The sequence below is a fragment of the Aquabacterium sp. J223 genome (assembly GCF_024666615.1).
Lineage (GTDB): Bacteria > Pseudomonadota > Gammaproteobacteria > Burkholderiales > Burkholderiaceae_C > J223.
The window spans coordinates 2,707,417-2,721,365 of record NZ_CP088297.1 but is presented as its reverse complement, the minus strand read 5'-3'; the positions used below and the strand labels follow the sequence as shown (position 1 = coordinate 2,721,365).

The following is a 13,949-nucleotide window of genomic DNA, read 5'->3' as shown; positions in this document are numbered from 1 at the left end:
TTTCGCTATGGATGTTAGCGAATTGAAAGGTCAATGCGTATCCTCCATGCGGATGGCAAAAGCCGAGCGTGACCGAGGTCGGCTCAGCGCCGGCGGGCCTGGCGCACGCCGTCGATGCGCAGCACCTGGCCCAGCACCCGCTGCAGCCGTTGCGCGTCGCTGACCTCCACCGTGCAGTTCATGCGGGTGGTGCCAAGGCCGCCGTCGCGCAGGGTCTGCATCTGCACGCCGGTGAGGTGCAGCTTCTCCTTGGCGAAGACCTCGGAGATGTCGCGCAGCAGGCCCGGGCGGTCGCTGCCCTCGACCATCACGCCCACCGGGTACAGCGGGGCCCCCCGCACCGCCCTGCCCCTCCCCCAGGTGACGGCGATGCGCCGTTCCGGCGACCGCGCCGCCATGTGGCGGAAGTTGGGGCAGTCGGCGCGGTGCACGGCCACGCCTCTGCCGCGGGTGACGAAGCCGGCGATGGCGTCCGGCGGCGCCGGCCGGCAGCAGCGGGCCAGCGAGGTGAGCAGCGAATCGACGCCCACCACCAGCACGCCGCCCGCCGGCGCCAGCGTGGTGGGCCTGGCCTTCTTCAGCGCGAGCAGTTCGTCGGCCTCGGGCGCCGGCTCGGCGGGCCGGAGCAATTGCTCGATGTGGCGCAGCGAGTACTCGTCCTTGCCCACCACCTCGAACAAGGCGTCGGCGCTGCGGAAGCCCAGCCGTGCGGCGAGTTCGTCGAGCTTGAGCGCGGTGCGGCCCTCGCGCTGCAGCAGCTTCTCGACCGCCTCGCGGCCGCGGGCGATGGTCTCGCCCTGCTGCAGGTTGTTGAACCAGGCGCGCACCTTGGCCTTGGCGCGGGCGCTCTTCAGGTAGCCCAGTTCGGGGTTCAGCCAGTCCAGCGACGGCCCGCCCTCCTTGGCCGCCACCACCTCCACCGTCTGCCCGTTCTGCAGCGGCGTGTTCAGCGGCACCATGGCGCCGTCGACCCGGGCGCCGCGGCAGCGGTGGCCGAGGTCGGTGTGCAGGGCGTAGGCGAAGTCGATGGGCGTGGCGCCGGCGGTGAGTTCGATCACCGCGGCCTGCGGCGTGAACACGTACAGCCGGTCGTCGAAACGTCCGGCCACGGCGTCCCCGCCCGGGGCCGGCAGCGGGTCGTCGGCATGCCGGGCCGCGGCCTCGCCGTCGCCCTGCGGCGCGGCCAGGTCGCGTTCCCACGCCAGCAGCTGGCGCAGCACGGCCTTGCGGGCGTCGGCCACCCGCTGCTCGAAGTCGCCCGCCGCGGCAACGCCGGCGTAGCCCTTGGCGCCGGCCTCCTTGTAGGCCCAGTGCGCGGCGACCCCGTGCTCGGCGTGCTCGTGCATCTCGCGGGTGCGGATCTGCACCTCCACCGGCCGGCCGTCGTCCAGCACCACCGTGTGCAGCGACTGGTAGCCGTTGGGCTTGGGCCTGGCGATGTAGTCGTCGTACTCGCCGGGCACCGGCGCGAAGCGCTCGTGCACCGCGCTCAGGGCCGCGTAGCAGCACTGCACGTCGTCGACGATGACCCGCAGCGCCCGCAGGTCCATCACCTGGCCGATGTCCAGGCCCTTGCCGCGCATCTTCTTGAAGATGGAGTACAGGTGCTTGGGCCGGCCCTGCACCTCGGCCGGCACGCCCGCGGCCTGCAGGGCGTCGGCCATGCGCCGGCGGGCCGCCTCGGTGCTCTGCTCCCGCTGCAGCCGGGTCTCGTCCAGCAGCGCGGCGACGGCCTTGTAGGCGGCGGGGTCGAGGAAGCGGAAGGACAGGTCCTCCAGCTCCCACTTGATCGGCCAGATGCCCAGCCGGTTGGCCAGCGGCGCGAAGACCTCGCGGCTCTCGCGCGCCAGCGCCTCGGGGCAGGCCTGCTTGCTGGCCGCGTAATGGCGCAGCGTCTGCAGCCGCGAGGCCAGGCGCAGCAGCACCACCCGCAGGTCGCGCGAGAAGGCCAGCAGCATCTTGCGCACGCGCTCGGTCTGCTCGGCGCGCCGGGCGCCGTCGAGCGAGGCTTCCCGCGCCGCCCGCTGCACCTGCACCAGGCGCCGGGTGTGGCCGACCAGCCGGGCGTAGGACTCGCCGAAGGCCTTGCGCACCACCTCCTCCGGCCGCTGCAGGAAGTCGCTGGCGTAGACCAGGTAGCTGGCGGCGAGCAGCGGCGGCGCCGCGCCGATGCCGGCCAGGATGGCGGCCACGCCGTCGGCATGGGCCAGCGCGTCCTCGCCGCTGTCGAAGCGCTGGCCGGCGAGCAGCGGCTCGGCGAAGGCGCGGGCGCGCGCCACGTCGTCGCGCGGGGCGCCGGCGTCGGTGTCGGCGTCGAGCAGGCGGACGATGGGCGCGGCCGCCACCGCCGGTGCGCCGCCGGCGGGAAGGCCGGTCAGCGAACCGGTCTTCATGCGGTCAGTCCTGCTTGCAGAGGAAGTCGACCACCACCGCCACCTGGTCGGCCGCCTGCAGCGTGGGCGCATGGCCGACGCCGGCGAACTCCACGAGCCGGGCCTTCGGGCCGCGCTCGGTCATCGCTCTGGCGGTGGCGGCCGACAGCAGGTCGGACTCCGCCCCGCGCAGCAGCAGCACCGGCAAGGTCAGGCTGTCCCAGGCCTGCCACAGGTGGCGCTCGCCGGCCGCCGCCACCTCGGGCGTGACCTGGCGGAAGGGCACCGCGATGGCGGGGTCGTAGTGCGGCTTGAAGCCGTCGCCGTCGGCCTTCAACTGCGGCCGGCTCATCGCCAGCCACTGCTCGGGCGTGTGCGGGCCGAAGCTGCGCGAGATGGCCCACAGCGCGTCGGCCGCTTCCTGCTCGGTCTTCCAGCGCACGGGCATGCCCAGGTACTGGCCGATGCGCTGCAGCGACGCGTATTCGATCGTCGGGCCGACGTCGTTCAGCACCAGCCGGCGGATCGGCGAGTTCTTCAATGCGGCCAGGCCCAACCCGATCAGGCCGCCCATCGAGGTGCCGACCCAGTCCAGCGTCTTCGCGTTCAGCCGCGCCAGCAGCGTGACCATGTCGGCCACGTAGGCCGGGATGGCGTAGCCCGCGGGGTCGGCCAGCCAGTCGGAGCGCCCGCGACCCACCACGTCGGGGCAGACGACGCGGTAGCGGTCGCTCAGCGCCCGGGCCAGCGTGTCGAAGTCGCGGCCCTGGCGGGTCAGGCCGTGCACGCAGACCAGGACGTTGTCGTTGGCCGGGTCGCCCCACGCCCAGTACGCCATGCGGTGCAGGCCGCGGCTGTCCAGGCACTGCACGTGTTCGAGGCGGGGGTCGGTCATGTCGGCCGCGGTTCTATGATGGTCGCAGTCGATGCTACCAACCCCTTCGGAGGACCTGCCCATGCTCAGCGGAAAGACCGCCCTCGTCACCGGCTCCACCAGCGGCATCGGGCTGGGCATCGCCCTGGCGCTGGCCCGCGAGGGCGCCACCCTGGTGCTCAACGGCTTCGGCGACCCCGAGCCGGCCAAGGCGGAGGTGGCGGCGCTGGGCGGCAAGGTGGGCTTCCACGGTGCGGACATGTCCAAGCCCGAGCAGATCGCCGACCTGATGGCCTACGCCGAGCGCGAGTTCGGCGGCGTCGACATCCTGGTCAACAACGCCGGCATCCAGCACGTGGCCAACATCGAGGACTTCCCGCCGGAGAAGTGGGACTCGATCATCGCCATCAACCTGAGCTCGGCCTTCCACACCACCCGGCTGGCGGTGCCCGGCATGCGGCGGAAGAACTGGGGCCGCATCCTCAACATCGCCTCGGCGCACGGGCTGGTGGCCTCGGCGCAGAAGGTGGCCTACGTCGCCGCCAAGCACGGCATCGTCGGCCTGACGAAGACGGTGGCGCTGGAGACGGCCACCACCGGCGTCACCTGCAACGCCATCTGCCCCGGCTGGGTGCTGACGCCGCTGGTGCAGAAGCAGATCGACGACCGCGCCGCCCGCGAGGGCCTGGCGGTGGAGAAGGCGCGCGCCGAACTGCTGGGCGAGAAGCAGCCGTCCGGCGAGTTCGTCACGCCCGAGCAGTTGGGCGGGCTGGCGGTGTTCCTCTGCTCGCCGGCCGCCGACCAGGTGCGCGGCGTGGCGTGGAACATGGATGGCGGCTGGGTCGCCCAGTGAGCCGGGCGCCGGCCGCTACGGTTTCAGCTGCACCGAGCCGTTGACCGTCACCGTCACCGTCGCCTTGCCGGCCTGCACCGGCAGCGACTCGTCGGCAACGGCAGCCCCGGCGGCCTGCATCCGGTACATCGGCACCGGCGGCACGCCGGGGTCGCTGGCGCCGACGCTGACCTCGCGCAGCACGTAGGTCGACTGACCGAACAGCCGCGCCAGCTCGGCGGCGCGGGCCCTGAAGCGGCCCACGGCCTGGGCGGTGAGCTCGTCTTCCGCCTTCTCGCGCGCCTCGCGCGACAGGCCCGGCTGCACCCGGACCACCGCCAGGCCCGACAGCCGTCCGGCCAGGGCCGCCACCGCGGCGGTGTCACGGCCTTCCACGATCAGCTCCGCCTGGCCCTGCCAGCCGGCGATCTGGCCGTTGCCGTTGGGCCCGCTTTGAACCCTCGGCAGCACGTTGAAGGCGCCGGTCTTCACCTCCAGCCGACCCGGCACGACCTGCCGGCGCGCGTCCGACAGCGCGGCGTCCAGCGCCTGGCGCAGCTGGGCCTGCACCGCGGCGGCCTCGGCGCCCTCGCGGGTGGCGCGCAGGGTGATCGACAGCAGGTCCTGCGGCACCTCGGCGGCGGCCTGCGCGCTCAGCTGCACCACGTTGTCCAACGGCGCGGCCGGCTGCGCCAGGGCGACCGGCAGGCTGCCCATGAGGGCGGCGGCACACAGCGCGGCACGGGCCGCATGGGCCACCGAACGAGTCATCGAACGGGACGAAGGAAGGGGTTGCATCAGCATCCGGTCAGCCTGGCAAGTCGCCACCCGGGGTTCAACGCGGCACGCGTCACGCGGTGGGCACCGACGTTGTAACCGTGGGTGAGGGGGTCCGAAACCACGGGAAATCGTGCGCACAATGCCGCTGTTACATATTCGGGAGAGACCATCGATGAACGCACCCGCCAACGCCCGGGCCGACCGCGTCGTCGTCGTCGACGACGACGCCCGCATCCGGGACCTGCTGCGCCGCTACCTGACGCAGGAAGGCTTCGAGGTGCTGCTGGCCGAGGACGCCAAGGCGCTGAACCGCGTGCTCACCCGCGAGACCATCGACCTCATCGTGCTCGACCTGATGCTGCCCGGCGAGGACGGCCTGTCCATCTGCCGGCGCCTGCGCGCCGCCAACGACGTGACGCCCATCATCATGCTCACGGCCAAGGTGGAGGACGTGGACCGCATCGTCGGCCTGGAGGTGGGCGCCGACGACTACCTGCCCAAGCCCTTCAACCCGCGCGAGCTGCTGGCGCGCATCCACGCGGTGCTGCGCCGCCGGCCGACGCTGGAGGCGCCCGGCGCGCCGGCCAAGGAACCGCAGACCGTCAGCTTCGGCCCGTTCGAGTTCGACCTGTCGCTGCGCCGGCTGACCAAAGAAGGCGAGCAGATCGCCCTGACCACCGGCGAGTTCTCCATGCTCAAGGCGCTGGTGCGCCACCCGCGGCAGCCGCTGTCGCGCGACAAGCTGGCGCAGCTGGCCCGCGGCCGTGAGTTCGAGCCCTTCGACCGCAGCCTGGACGTGCAGATCAGCCGCCTGCGCAAGATGATCGAGCCCGATCCCTCGCAGCCGCGCTACATCCAGACGGTCTGGGGCGTGGGCTACGTCTTCGTGCCGGACGGCACGAACTGATGCCGCGCAAGCCCTTCGCCCTGAGCCTTTTCTGGCGCACCTTCTTCCTGCTCGCGCTGCTGCTGGCCGGCGGCGTCTTCGCCTGGGTGCAGACGCTGCGGGCGCTGGAGCTGGAGCCGCGGGCGGTGCAGGCGGCGCAGCAGATCGCCAGCCTGGTCAACCTGTCGCGCGCCGCGCTGCGCTACTCGGACAACATCAACCGGGTGACGGTGATGAAGGCGATGACCGACCAGGAGTCGGTGCGCCTGCTGCCGCGCGAGCCGGGTGACCGCTACGAACCCTTCGAGGTCGACCGTTTCACCCGGCGCATCGGCCAGGAACTGCGCACCAAGCTGGGCCCCGACACGCTGGTGGCCAGCTCGGTCAACGGGGTGCCGGGCCTGTGGGTCGGGCTGTCGATCGAACGGGACCCCTACTGGCTGCGCGCCGAGGCCACCCGCGTCTTCACCTCGGCCGGCGGCGGCACCTGGTTCAGCTGGGTCAGCATCGCCATCATCGCCACCGGCTTCGGCTCGGTGGCCATCGCGCGGCTGATCAACCGGCCGCTGCGCGAGCTGTCGTTCGCCGCCAGCCGCATCCGCGAGGGCGAGTTCGATTCGCGCCTGGACGAGAACACGCTGACCAGCGAGATCCGCGAGGTCAACCGCGGCTTCAACCGCATGGCGCGCGAGCTGGCCAAGGTCGAGGAGGACCGCGCCGTCATGCTGGCCGGCATCAGCCACGACCTGCGCACCCCGCTCGCCCGGCTGCGGCTGGAAGCCGAGATGAGCGTGCACGACGAGGAGGCGCGGCGGGCGATGGCGATGGACATCGACCAGCTCGACGCCATCATCGACAAGTTCATGGACTACGCCCGCCCCGGCGAGGTCGAGCTGGTGCCGGTGCTGCTGGCCAAGCTGATCGACCGCGAGGCGGCCGCCATCCGCGACCCGTCGGTCATCCGCATCACCTCGCGGGTGGCGATCGACCTGATGGTGATGGCCGACGACGTCGAGCTCGGCCGGGTGTTCGGCAACCTGTTCGAGAACGCCCGCCGCTACGGCCGCACCACCGAGACCGGCGTGGCGGTGGTCGAGGTGAGCTACGCGCGCACCGGCCCCTGGGTGATCGTCAACGTGCGCGACCACGGCCCCGGCGTGCCGCCGGAGAAGCTGGCCCAACTCACCACCCCGTTCTACCGCGGCGACGCCGCGCGCACCGCGGCCACCGGCGCGGGGCTGGGTCTGGCCATCGTGGAGAAGGCGCTGCAGCGCATGGGCGGCAGCTTCGAGCTGCAGAACGCCGACAGCGGCGGCCTGGTGGCGCGGCTGCGGCTGCGGCGGGCGGCGTAGCGGGGGGCCGCGCCACCGCGCGGCCAGGCCTCATTCCGGCGTCCAGCGCCACAGCCGCGGGATCAGCCGCACCACGTCGACCACCAGCCACGGCAGCGTCACCACGAACTTCAGCGCTTCGAGCATCTTCCCCCTCCGGGAGCGCCATCACCCTTGGCGGCGCCTCCTCGGGGAGGGTGCCGGGCGTGTGCGATCAAGGTATCGAAGCGTAAACGAAGGCGGCCGCCGGCGGCGCGGCGACGCAGCGCGCTGGTGCGACTTCCGGCGCACCGTCCGCGCCGGCGTCAGTCGAGCACGATCACCGGCTGCGGGTGCGCGGCGATGAAGGCCTCGTCGTTCAGGCCGCGCCCGCGGTAGCGCAGGCGGTGCGCGTCGGCCGGCGCCGGCCCGGGGGCGGGCAGCGCGGCGGCGAGGTCCGAGCGCAGCCAGAACCAGCTGCCGTCGACCACCACCGGCTGGTAGTGGGCGACGAACCAGGGCTGCTCGTAGATCTGCGTCACCCAGGACCACATCGCATGGGTCTCGATCACGTCCGGCCGCCGCTGCTGCAGGTACTCGCCGAAACGTGCATAGCCGTGGCGGGCCAGGAAGGGATCGGTGAGCAGCGCCGAGTCGATGATGTCCAGCCGCTCGCAGCACAGCGCCGTGCCGCCGACGTCGGGCACCATCAGGCTCAGCCGTTCGAGGCCGAGCCGCTGGCGCAGCCGGTCCACCGCCAGGCCGGTGAGGCGGTAGCTGTCCGGCGTGATGCCCCAGCGCGGCGGCTGACCCGCCTGCGCCTGGAAGGCGATGCCGACATGCTTCCACTGCAGCACCGTCATCGAGCCCAGCAGCGTCAGCACGGCGAGCAGCGCCACCCGCCGCGGCGCCTGCCAGGCCGGCGCCCTCCAGGCCAGGGCGAGCAGCACCGGCAGCACCAGCGCCGACAGCTGCATGCGCGACACATAGCCCCAGTTGCGGCCCATCACCGTGTTGGCCCCCCAAACGCAGGCGACGTAGGCGACGGCGAAGAGCAGCGCCGGCTCGTTGCGCACCCGGGCCACCGCGCCACCGACGCGCTGATGCCCACCGAGGCTCAGCACCGCCACCAGCGCCACCGCATACGGCAGCCAGGGTTCGATCAGCGCCTGCCCGCGCACCAGCGCCCGGCCCCCGAGCGTGCCCGGCCGATAAGGCCACCAGCGCTTGGCCCACACCGTGTTGGGCAGCCAGTCGCCGAAGACCCACAGGCGCACCGCCTCCATCGCCGCCGCCCCGGCCAGCGCGCCCAGCGCCAACGCCAGCGCCGCGCGCCGCGAGGCCGGCTGCAGCACGAACAGCACCAGCGCCGACCCGACCGCATAGGCCACGCCCTCCAGCCGCAGCAGCGCCATCGCCGCACCCAGCGCGAACAGCAGCGGCGCCGACGGCCGCGGCCGCTGCAGCGCCGTCATCACGCCGAGCACGACGGCCGCCAGCAGCGCCATCTCCATGCCGTTCATCGTCTCGTTGAGGAACGGCCCGCCGAGGAACAGCGCCGGCGGCAGCAGCGCCGCCACCCAGAAGCCCGCCAGCGGCCGCAGCAGCCGCGCCAGAAGCACCGCCGCCACGGCGGAGCACAGGCCCGCCGCCACCTGCGAGGCGGCGATGAAGGCGTCGAAGCCCGGCCGCCCCAGCCAGTGCACCACCGCCATCAGCGCCATCCACAGCGGCGACGAACTGCCCTCCACCGTCACTGACTCGGGCGTCAGCGCGATGCGGCCGCTGGTGGCCAGCGTGCGGGCGAAGGCCAGCGTGATGGTGCCGTCGTCCCAGCCGTAGGTGCGGATGAACAGCGCCACCAGCAGGTGGCCCAGCGCCACCACCGAGAACACGGCGGCGTCCACGCGCCAGGCGGCTGCCGATCCGGCGGTGGCGGGCGGCATCAGGCCCGCGGTCGGTCGATCGAACGGCATCGCCGGGCGGGGTGGTCCGGCTTCAGCGCGCCAGCAGCAGCGCCACCGCCCGCGCCTCGATCGATCGGCCCTCGCCCACCGGTCCCATCTTCTCGGCCGTCTTCGCCTTGACGTTGACCTGCTCCACCGTCACGCCCAGCGCGGCGGCGATGCGCTCGCGCATGGCCGGGATGTGCGGCGACATCTTCGGCGCCTGGGCGACGATGGTGGCGTCGACGTTGCCCACCGCCCAGCCGGCCTCGCCGACCCGGCGCGCCGCCTCGGCCAGCAGCGCGTGCGAGTCGGCGCCCTTGAACTGCGGGTCGGTGTCCGGGAAGTGGCGGCCGATGTCGCCCAGGCCGGCCGCGCCCAGCAGCGCGTCGGTGATGGCGTGCAGCAGCGCGTCGGCGTCGGAATGGCCGAGCAGCCCATGGCTGTGCGGGATGGTCACGCCGCCCAGCACCAAGGGCCGGCCGGACACGAGCGCGTGGGTGTCCCATCCTTCACCGATGCGAATCATGACTGCCCCTCGCCCGACGGGTACGTCGATCGATCCCCCGAGGGGATGCGGGCCGGCTTGGGAGCGGCCCGGCGCTCGGCCCGCCTGAAGATCAACGTCATCGGTGTCTTTCGCAAGAGGCCAGCAGCCGCTCGGCCAGCTCGAAGTCGGCCGGCCAGGTGAGCTTGAGGTTGTCCAGGTCGCCGGGCACCAGCCGCGGCCGGTGGCCCAGGCGTTCGACGGCCGACGACTCGTCGGTGACCGAGGCGTCGGCCCCGGCCAGCGCGGCCTGCAGCAGCCCGAGCCGGAACATCTGCGGCGTCTGCGCCGCCCACTTGGCGCGGCGGTCCACCGTCGCGGCGACGTGCTCGCCCTCGGCCTGCTTCAGCGTGTCGGCCACCGGCAGCGCCAGCAGGCCGCCGACTTCGTCGTCCGCGCAGGCGGCGATCAACCGCTCGACGGCCGACGGCCGCAGCAGGCAGCGTGCCGCGTCGTGCACCAGCACCCAGTCGTGCGGCTGCACGCCGCGTTCGCGCAGCACCTGCAGGCCGGCGGACACCGACGCCGCCCGGCTGTCGCCGCCGCAGCGTGCCACCCAGCCGCGGCCGCCGGCCTCGAAGCCGGGCAGCTCGGCCTCGAAGCGATCGTCGTCCGGTGCCAGCACCACCAGGGTGGCGCTGAGGCCCCGCACGGCGGCCAGCGCGTCCAGCGTGTGGGCCACCACCGGGCGGCCGGCCAGCGGCCGGTACTGCTTGGGCCCGCCCGGGCCGGCGCGGCGGCCGCTGCCAGCGCACGGGACCAACGCGTAGCACCGGGGCGCGTCGAAGGAGATCTGCATCGGGGCGGGATTGTGGCCTGCCTACAATCCTTCGCGCTGCGCCCCGCTCGCCCTTCGACGCGGGGCGTTTCCCTTTGGTGCGCCCCCCTTCCATGCAATTGCCTTCGATCGCCCCCCGGCAAGCGCTTCACCCTGCCCCGTCCCGTCGGCTCGGCCGACGCGCTGCTGCTCGCCCGCCACGCCCAGGCCCTGAAGGCCGAGGGCCGGCTGGTGGTGCTGGTCACCGCCGACCCGGCCGACACCCAGCGGCTGGAGGGCGAACTGCCCTTCTTCGCGCCCGACCTGCGGGTGGCCGTCTTCCCCGACTGGGAGACCCTGCCCTACGACAGCTTCTCGCCGCACCAGGACCTGATTTCCGAGCGGCTGGCCACGCTGTGGCGTCTGCACCTGCAGCGCACCGGCCGCGCGGCCGAGGCCGACCGCGTCGACGTGCTGCTGCTGCCCGCGGCCACCGCGCTGCAGCGGCTGGCGCCGCCCAGCTTCCTGGCCGCCACCACCTTCCAGTTCAAGCAGAAGCAGAAGCTGGACGAGGCGGCGCTGAAGGCCCAGCTCACGCTCGGCGGCTACACCCACGTCAGCCAGGTGGTGTCGCCGGGCGAGTACGCGGTGCGCGGCGGCCTGATCGACCTCTTCCCCATGGGCTCGACGGTGCCCTACCGCGTCGACCTGTTCGACGACGAGGTGGACTCCATCCGCGTCTTCGACCCCGACAGCCAGCGCAGCCTGTACCCCGTGCCGGAGGTGCGCCTGCTGCCCGGCCGCGAGTTCCCGCTGGACGAGGCGGCGCGCAACGCCTTCCGCGCCCGCTGGCGCTCGGCGCTGGAAGGCGACCCCACCCGGGCCCGCGCCTACAAGGACATCGCCCAGGGCATCGCCACCGCGGGCATCGAGTACTACCTGCCGCTGTTCTTCGACGAGACGGCGACGGTGTTCGACTACATCAACGAGGCCAGCGGCCTGGTGCTGCACGGCGAGGTGGACGAGGCGCTGAACCGCTTCTGGGCCGACACCCGCGAGCGCCACCGCTTCCTGCAGCACGACCCCGAGCGCCCCACCCTGCCGCCGGAGGCGCTGTACCTCAAGCCGGAGCAGTTCTTCGTCAAGACCGGCGAGCACGCGACGCTAGTCGCTGCGCGGCCAGGGGGACGTCGACTGGGCCCGCCCCCTGCCCGACCTGAGCGCCGAGCGCGGCGCCACCGAGCCGCTGGCCCGCCTGGAGCGGCACCTCGACACCACGCCGCACCGGGTGCTGCTGCTGGCCGAAAGCTCGGGCCGGCGCGAGAGCCTGCTGGAGCTGCTGCGCGACCACGGCATCTCGGTGCCGGCGGCCGACAGCCTGGACGACTTCTGCCGCGGCGAGGAACGGGTGGCCATCGCCGCCGCGCCGCTGGCCGTCGGCTTCTTCTGGCACGAGCCCGACGCGAACGTGGCGGTCGAGTTCGTCACCGAGACCGAACTCTTCGCCAGCGGCCCCTCGGCCCGCCGCCGGCGCAAGCAGGAGCAGGTCAGCAACGTCGACGCGCTGATCAAGGACCTGTCCGAGCTGAAGGTCGGCGACCCGGTGGTGCACGCCAACCACGGCATCGGCCGCTACCAGGGCCTGTTGAACATCGACCTGGGCGACGGGCCCAGCGAGTTCCTGCACCTGGAATACGCCGACAAGGCCACGCTGTACGTGCCGGTGGCGCAGCTGCAGCTGATCAGCCGCTACACCGGCGTGTCGGCCGAGGAGGCGCCGCTGCACAAGCTGGGCTCGCAGCAGTGGGACAAGGCCAAGCGCAAGGCCGCCGAGCAGGTGCGCGACGCCGCCGCCGAGCTGCTGAACCTGTACGCCCGCCGCGCCGCGCGCGAGGGCTTCGCCCACCGCTTCCAGCCGCACGACTACGAGGCCTTCGCCGCCAGCTTCGGCTTCGAGGAAACGCCCGACCAGCGCGCCGCCATCCACGCTGTCATCCAGGACCTGATCAGCCCCAAGCCGATGGACCGGCTGGTCTGCGGCGACGTCGGCTTCGGCAAGACCGAGGTGGCGCTGCGCGCCGCCTTCGTGGCGGTGAACTCCGGCAAGCAGGTGGCGCTGCTGGCGCCCACCACGCTGCTGGCCGAGCAGCACTTCCAGAACATCTCGGACCGCTTCGGCAAGTGGCCGGTGCGGGTGGCCGAGCTGTCACGCTTCCGCTCGGCCAAGGAAGTGGCCGCGGCGCTGGAGGGCATCGAGAACGGCACGGTGGACATCGTCGTCGGCACGCACAAGCTGCTCAGCTCGACGGTGAAGTTCAAGCGCCTGGGGCTGCTGATCGTCGACGAGGAGCACCGCTTCGGCGTGCGCCACAAGGAGGCCATCAAGTCGCTGCGCGCCGAGGTGGACGTGCTGACGCTCACCGCCACGCCCATCCCGCGCACGCTGGGCATGGCGCTGGAGGGGCTGCGCGACCTGAGCGTGATCGCCACCGCGCCGCAGCGGCGGCTGGCGATCAAGACCTTTGTGCGGCGCGAGTCCAGCGGCACCATCCGCGAGGCGGTGCTGCGCGAGCTGAAGCGCGGCGGCCAGGTCTACTTCCTGCACAACGAGGTGGAGACCATCCAGAACCGGCGCGAGGCACTGCAGGCGCTGCTGCCCGAGGCGCGCATCGCCGTGGCCCACGGCCAGCTGCCCGAGCGCGAGCTGGAGCAGGTGATGCGCGACTTCGTCGCCCAGCGCCACAACCTGCTGCTGTGCTCGACCATCATCGAGACCGGCATCGACGTGCCCAGCGCCAACACCATCGTCATCAGCCGCGCCGACAAGTTCGGCCTGGCGCAGCTGCACCAGCTGCGCGGCCGGGTGGGCCGCAGCCACCACCAGGCCTACGCCTACCTGATGGTGCCGGACCCGGAGGGCCTGTCCAAGCAGGCCGCCCAGCGGCTGGAGGCCATCCAGCAGATGGAGGAGCTGGGCAGCGGCTTCTACCTCGCCATGCACGACCTGGAGATCCGCGGCGCCGGCGAGGTGCTGGGCGAGCACCAGAGCGGCAACATGCAGGAGGTGGGCTTCCAGCTCTACAACGACATGCTGAGCGAGGCCGTGCGGGCGCTGAAGAACGGCGAGGAGCCCGACCTGCTGAGCCCCACGGGCCTGTTCAGCGCCGGCACCGAGATCAACCTGCACGCCCCCGCCCTGCTGCCCGACGCCTACTGCGGCGACGTGCACGTGCGGCTGTCGCTGTACAAGCGCCTGGCCACCGCCGAGACGCCGAACCAGCTGGACGCCATCCTGGAAGAGGTGACCGACCGCTTTGGCAAGCTGCCGGCGCAGGGCCAGACGCTGTTCGACAGCCACCGGCTGCGCATCCTGGCCCGGCCCTACGGTGTGATGAAGGTGGATGCGGGCCCGTCGGTCATCATCGTCACCTTCCGCCCCAACCCGCCGGTGGACCCGATGCGCATCATCGAGCTGGTGCAGAAGAACCGCCACATCAAGCTGGCCGGCAACGAGAAGCTGCGCATCGAACGCGCCCTGCCCGAGGCCAAGGACCGGGCGCAGATGGTGCGCGACGTGCTGCGCAGCCTGGGCCAGCCGGTGGTCAAGGCGGCGGCCTGAAGACGATCACGAGGAGAGACAACACC

General features: G+C 72.6%; 9 protein-coding genes and 1 pseudogene. 4 read left to right on the top strand and 6 right to left on the bottom strand.

Annotated elements, in window-relative coordinates; genetic code table 11:
• Positions 1 to 83: 83 nt before the first annotated feature.
• Both LRS07_RS12995 and LRS07_RS12990 read right to left on the bottom strand, forming a co-directional pair.
• Positions 84 to 2,393: a RelA/SpoT family protein gene (locus LRS07_RS12995; RefSeq protein WP_260498446.1), complete on the bottom strand. Its 2,310-nt coding sequence runs from the start codon at positions 2,391 to 2,393 to the stop codon at positions 84 to 86.
• 4 nt (positions 2,394 to 2,397) lie between these two features.
• Positions 2,398 to 3,267, bottom strand: a complete 870-nt coding sequence (locus tag LRS07_RS12990; protein WP_260498445.1) for an alpha/beta fold hydrolase — start codon at positions 3,265 to 3,267, stop codon at positions 2,398 to 2,400.
• 61 nt (positions 3,268 to 3,328) lie between these two features.
• Between LRS07_RS12990 and LRS07_RS12985 the strand changes: the two genes are divergently transcribed.
• A complete protein-coding gene (locus LRS07_RS12985; protein WP_260498444.1) occupies positions 3,329 to 4,099 on the top strand; it encodes a 3-hydroxybutyrate dehydrogenase in 771 nt (256 codons plus the stop codon).
• Positions 4,100 to 4,114: 15 nt separating this feature from the next.
• Here the strand turns inward: LRS07_RS12985 and LRS07_RS12980 are convergent, their stop codons facing one another.
• The gene (locus LRS07_RS12980; RefSeq protein ID WP_260498443.1) at positions 4,115 to 4,849 is read right to left on the bottom strand and encodes an SIMPL domain-containing protein; all 735 of its coding nucleotides are present in this window, start codon (positions 4,847 to 4,849) and stop codon (positions 4,115 to 4,117) included.
• A gap of 181 nt (positions 4,850 to 5,030) precedes the next feature.
• Here LRS07_RS12980 and ompR point away from each other — a divergent pair, with 181 nt between their 5' ends.
• Both ompR and LRS07_RS12970 read left to right on the top strand, forming a co-directional pair.
• Positions 5,031 to 5,765, top strand: a complete 735-nt coding sequence (ompR, locus tag LRS07_RS12975) for an osmolarity response regulator transcription factor OmpR (RefSeq protein WP_260498442.1) — start codon at positions 5,031 to 5,033, stop codon at positions 5,763 to 5,765.
• Entirely contained in the window at positions 5,765 to 7,096 is a 1,332-nt protein-coding gene (locus LRS07_RS12970; RefSeq protein ID WP_260498441.1) for a sensor histidine kinase family protein, read from the top strand. The genes ompR and LRS07_RS12970 overlap by 1 nt, the downstream gene beginning before the upstream one ends.
• Positions 7,097 to 7,380: 284 nt before the next feature.
• Here the strand turns inward: LRS07_RS12970 and LRS07_RS12965 are convergent, their stop codons facing one another.
• The 3 genes from LRS07_RS12965 to ispD form a co-directional block, all read right to left on the bottom strand.
• Complete coding sequence (locus LRS07_RS12965) at positions 7,381 to 9,030, bottom strand: hypothetical protein (protein ID WP_260498440.1); 1,650 nt, start codon at positions 9,028 to 9,030, stop codon at positions 7,381 to 7,383.
• A gap of 22 nt (positions 9,031 to 9,052) precedes the next feature.
• A complete protein-coding gene (ispF, locus tag LRS07_RS12960) occupies positions 9,053 to 9,529 on the bottom strand; it encodes a 2-C-methyl-D-erythritol 2,4-cyclodiphosphate synthase (protein ID WP_260498439.1) in 477 nt (158 codons plus the stop codon).
• Positions 9,530 to 9,626: 97 nt separating this feature from the next.
• Positions 9,627 to 10,346 carry a 2-C-methyl-D-erythritol 4-phosphate cytidylyltransferase gene (gene ispD, locus LRS07_RS12955; RefSeq protein ID WP_260498438.1) on the bottom strand — a complete coding sequence of 240 codons (720 nt, stop codon included), beginning with the start codon at positions 10,344 to 10,346 and terminating at the stop codon, positions 9,627 to 9,629.
• A 92-nt stretch (positions 10,347 to 10,438) separates the two neighbouring features.
• On the opposite strand from ispD, the pseudogene mfd reads away from it, so the two are divergent.
• Positions 10,439 to 13,923, top strand: a pseudogene (gene mfd, locus LRS07_RS12950) (transcription-repair coupling factor).
• Positions 13,924 to 13,949: the final 26 nt, after the last annotated feature.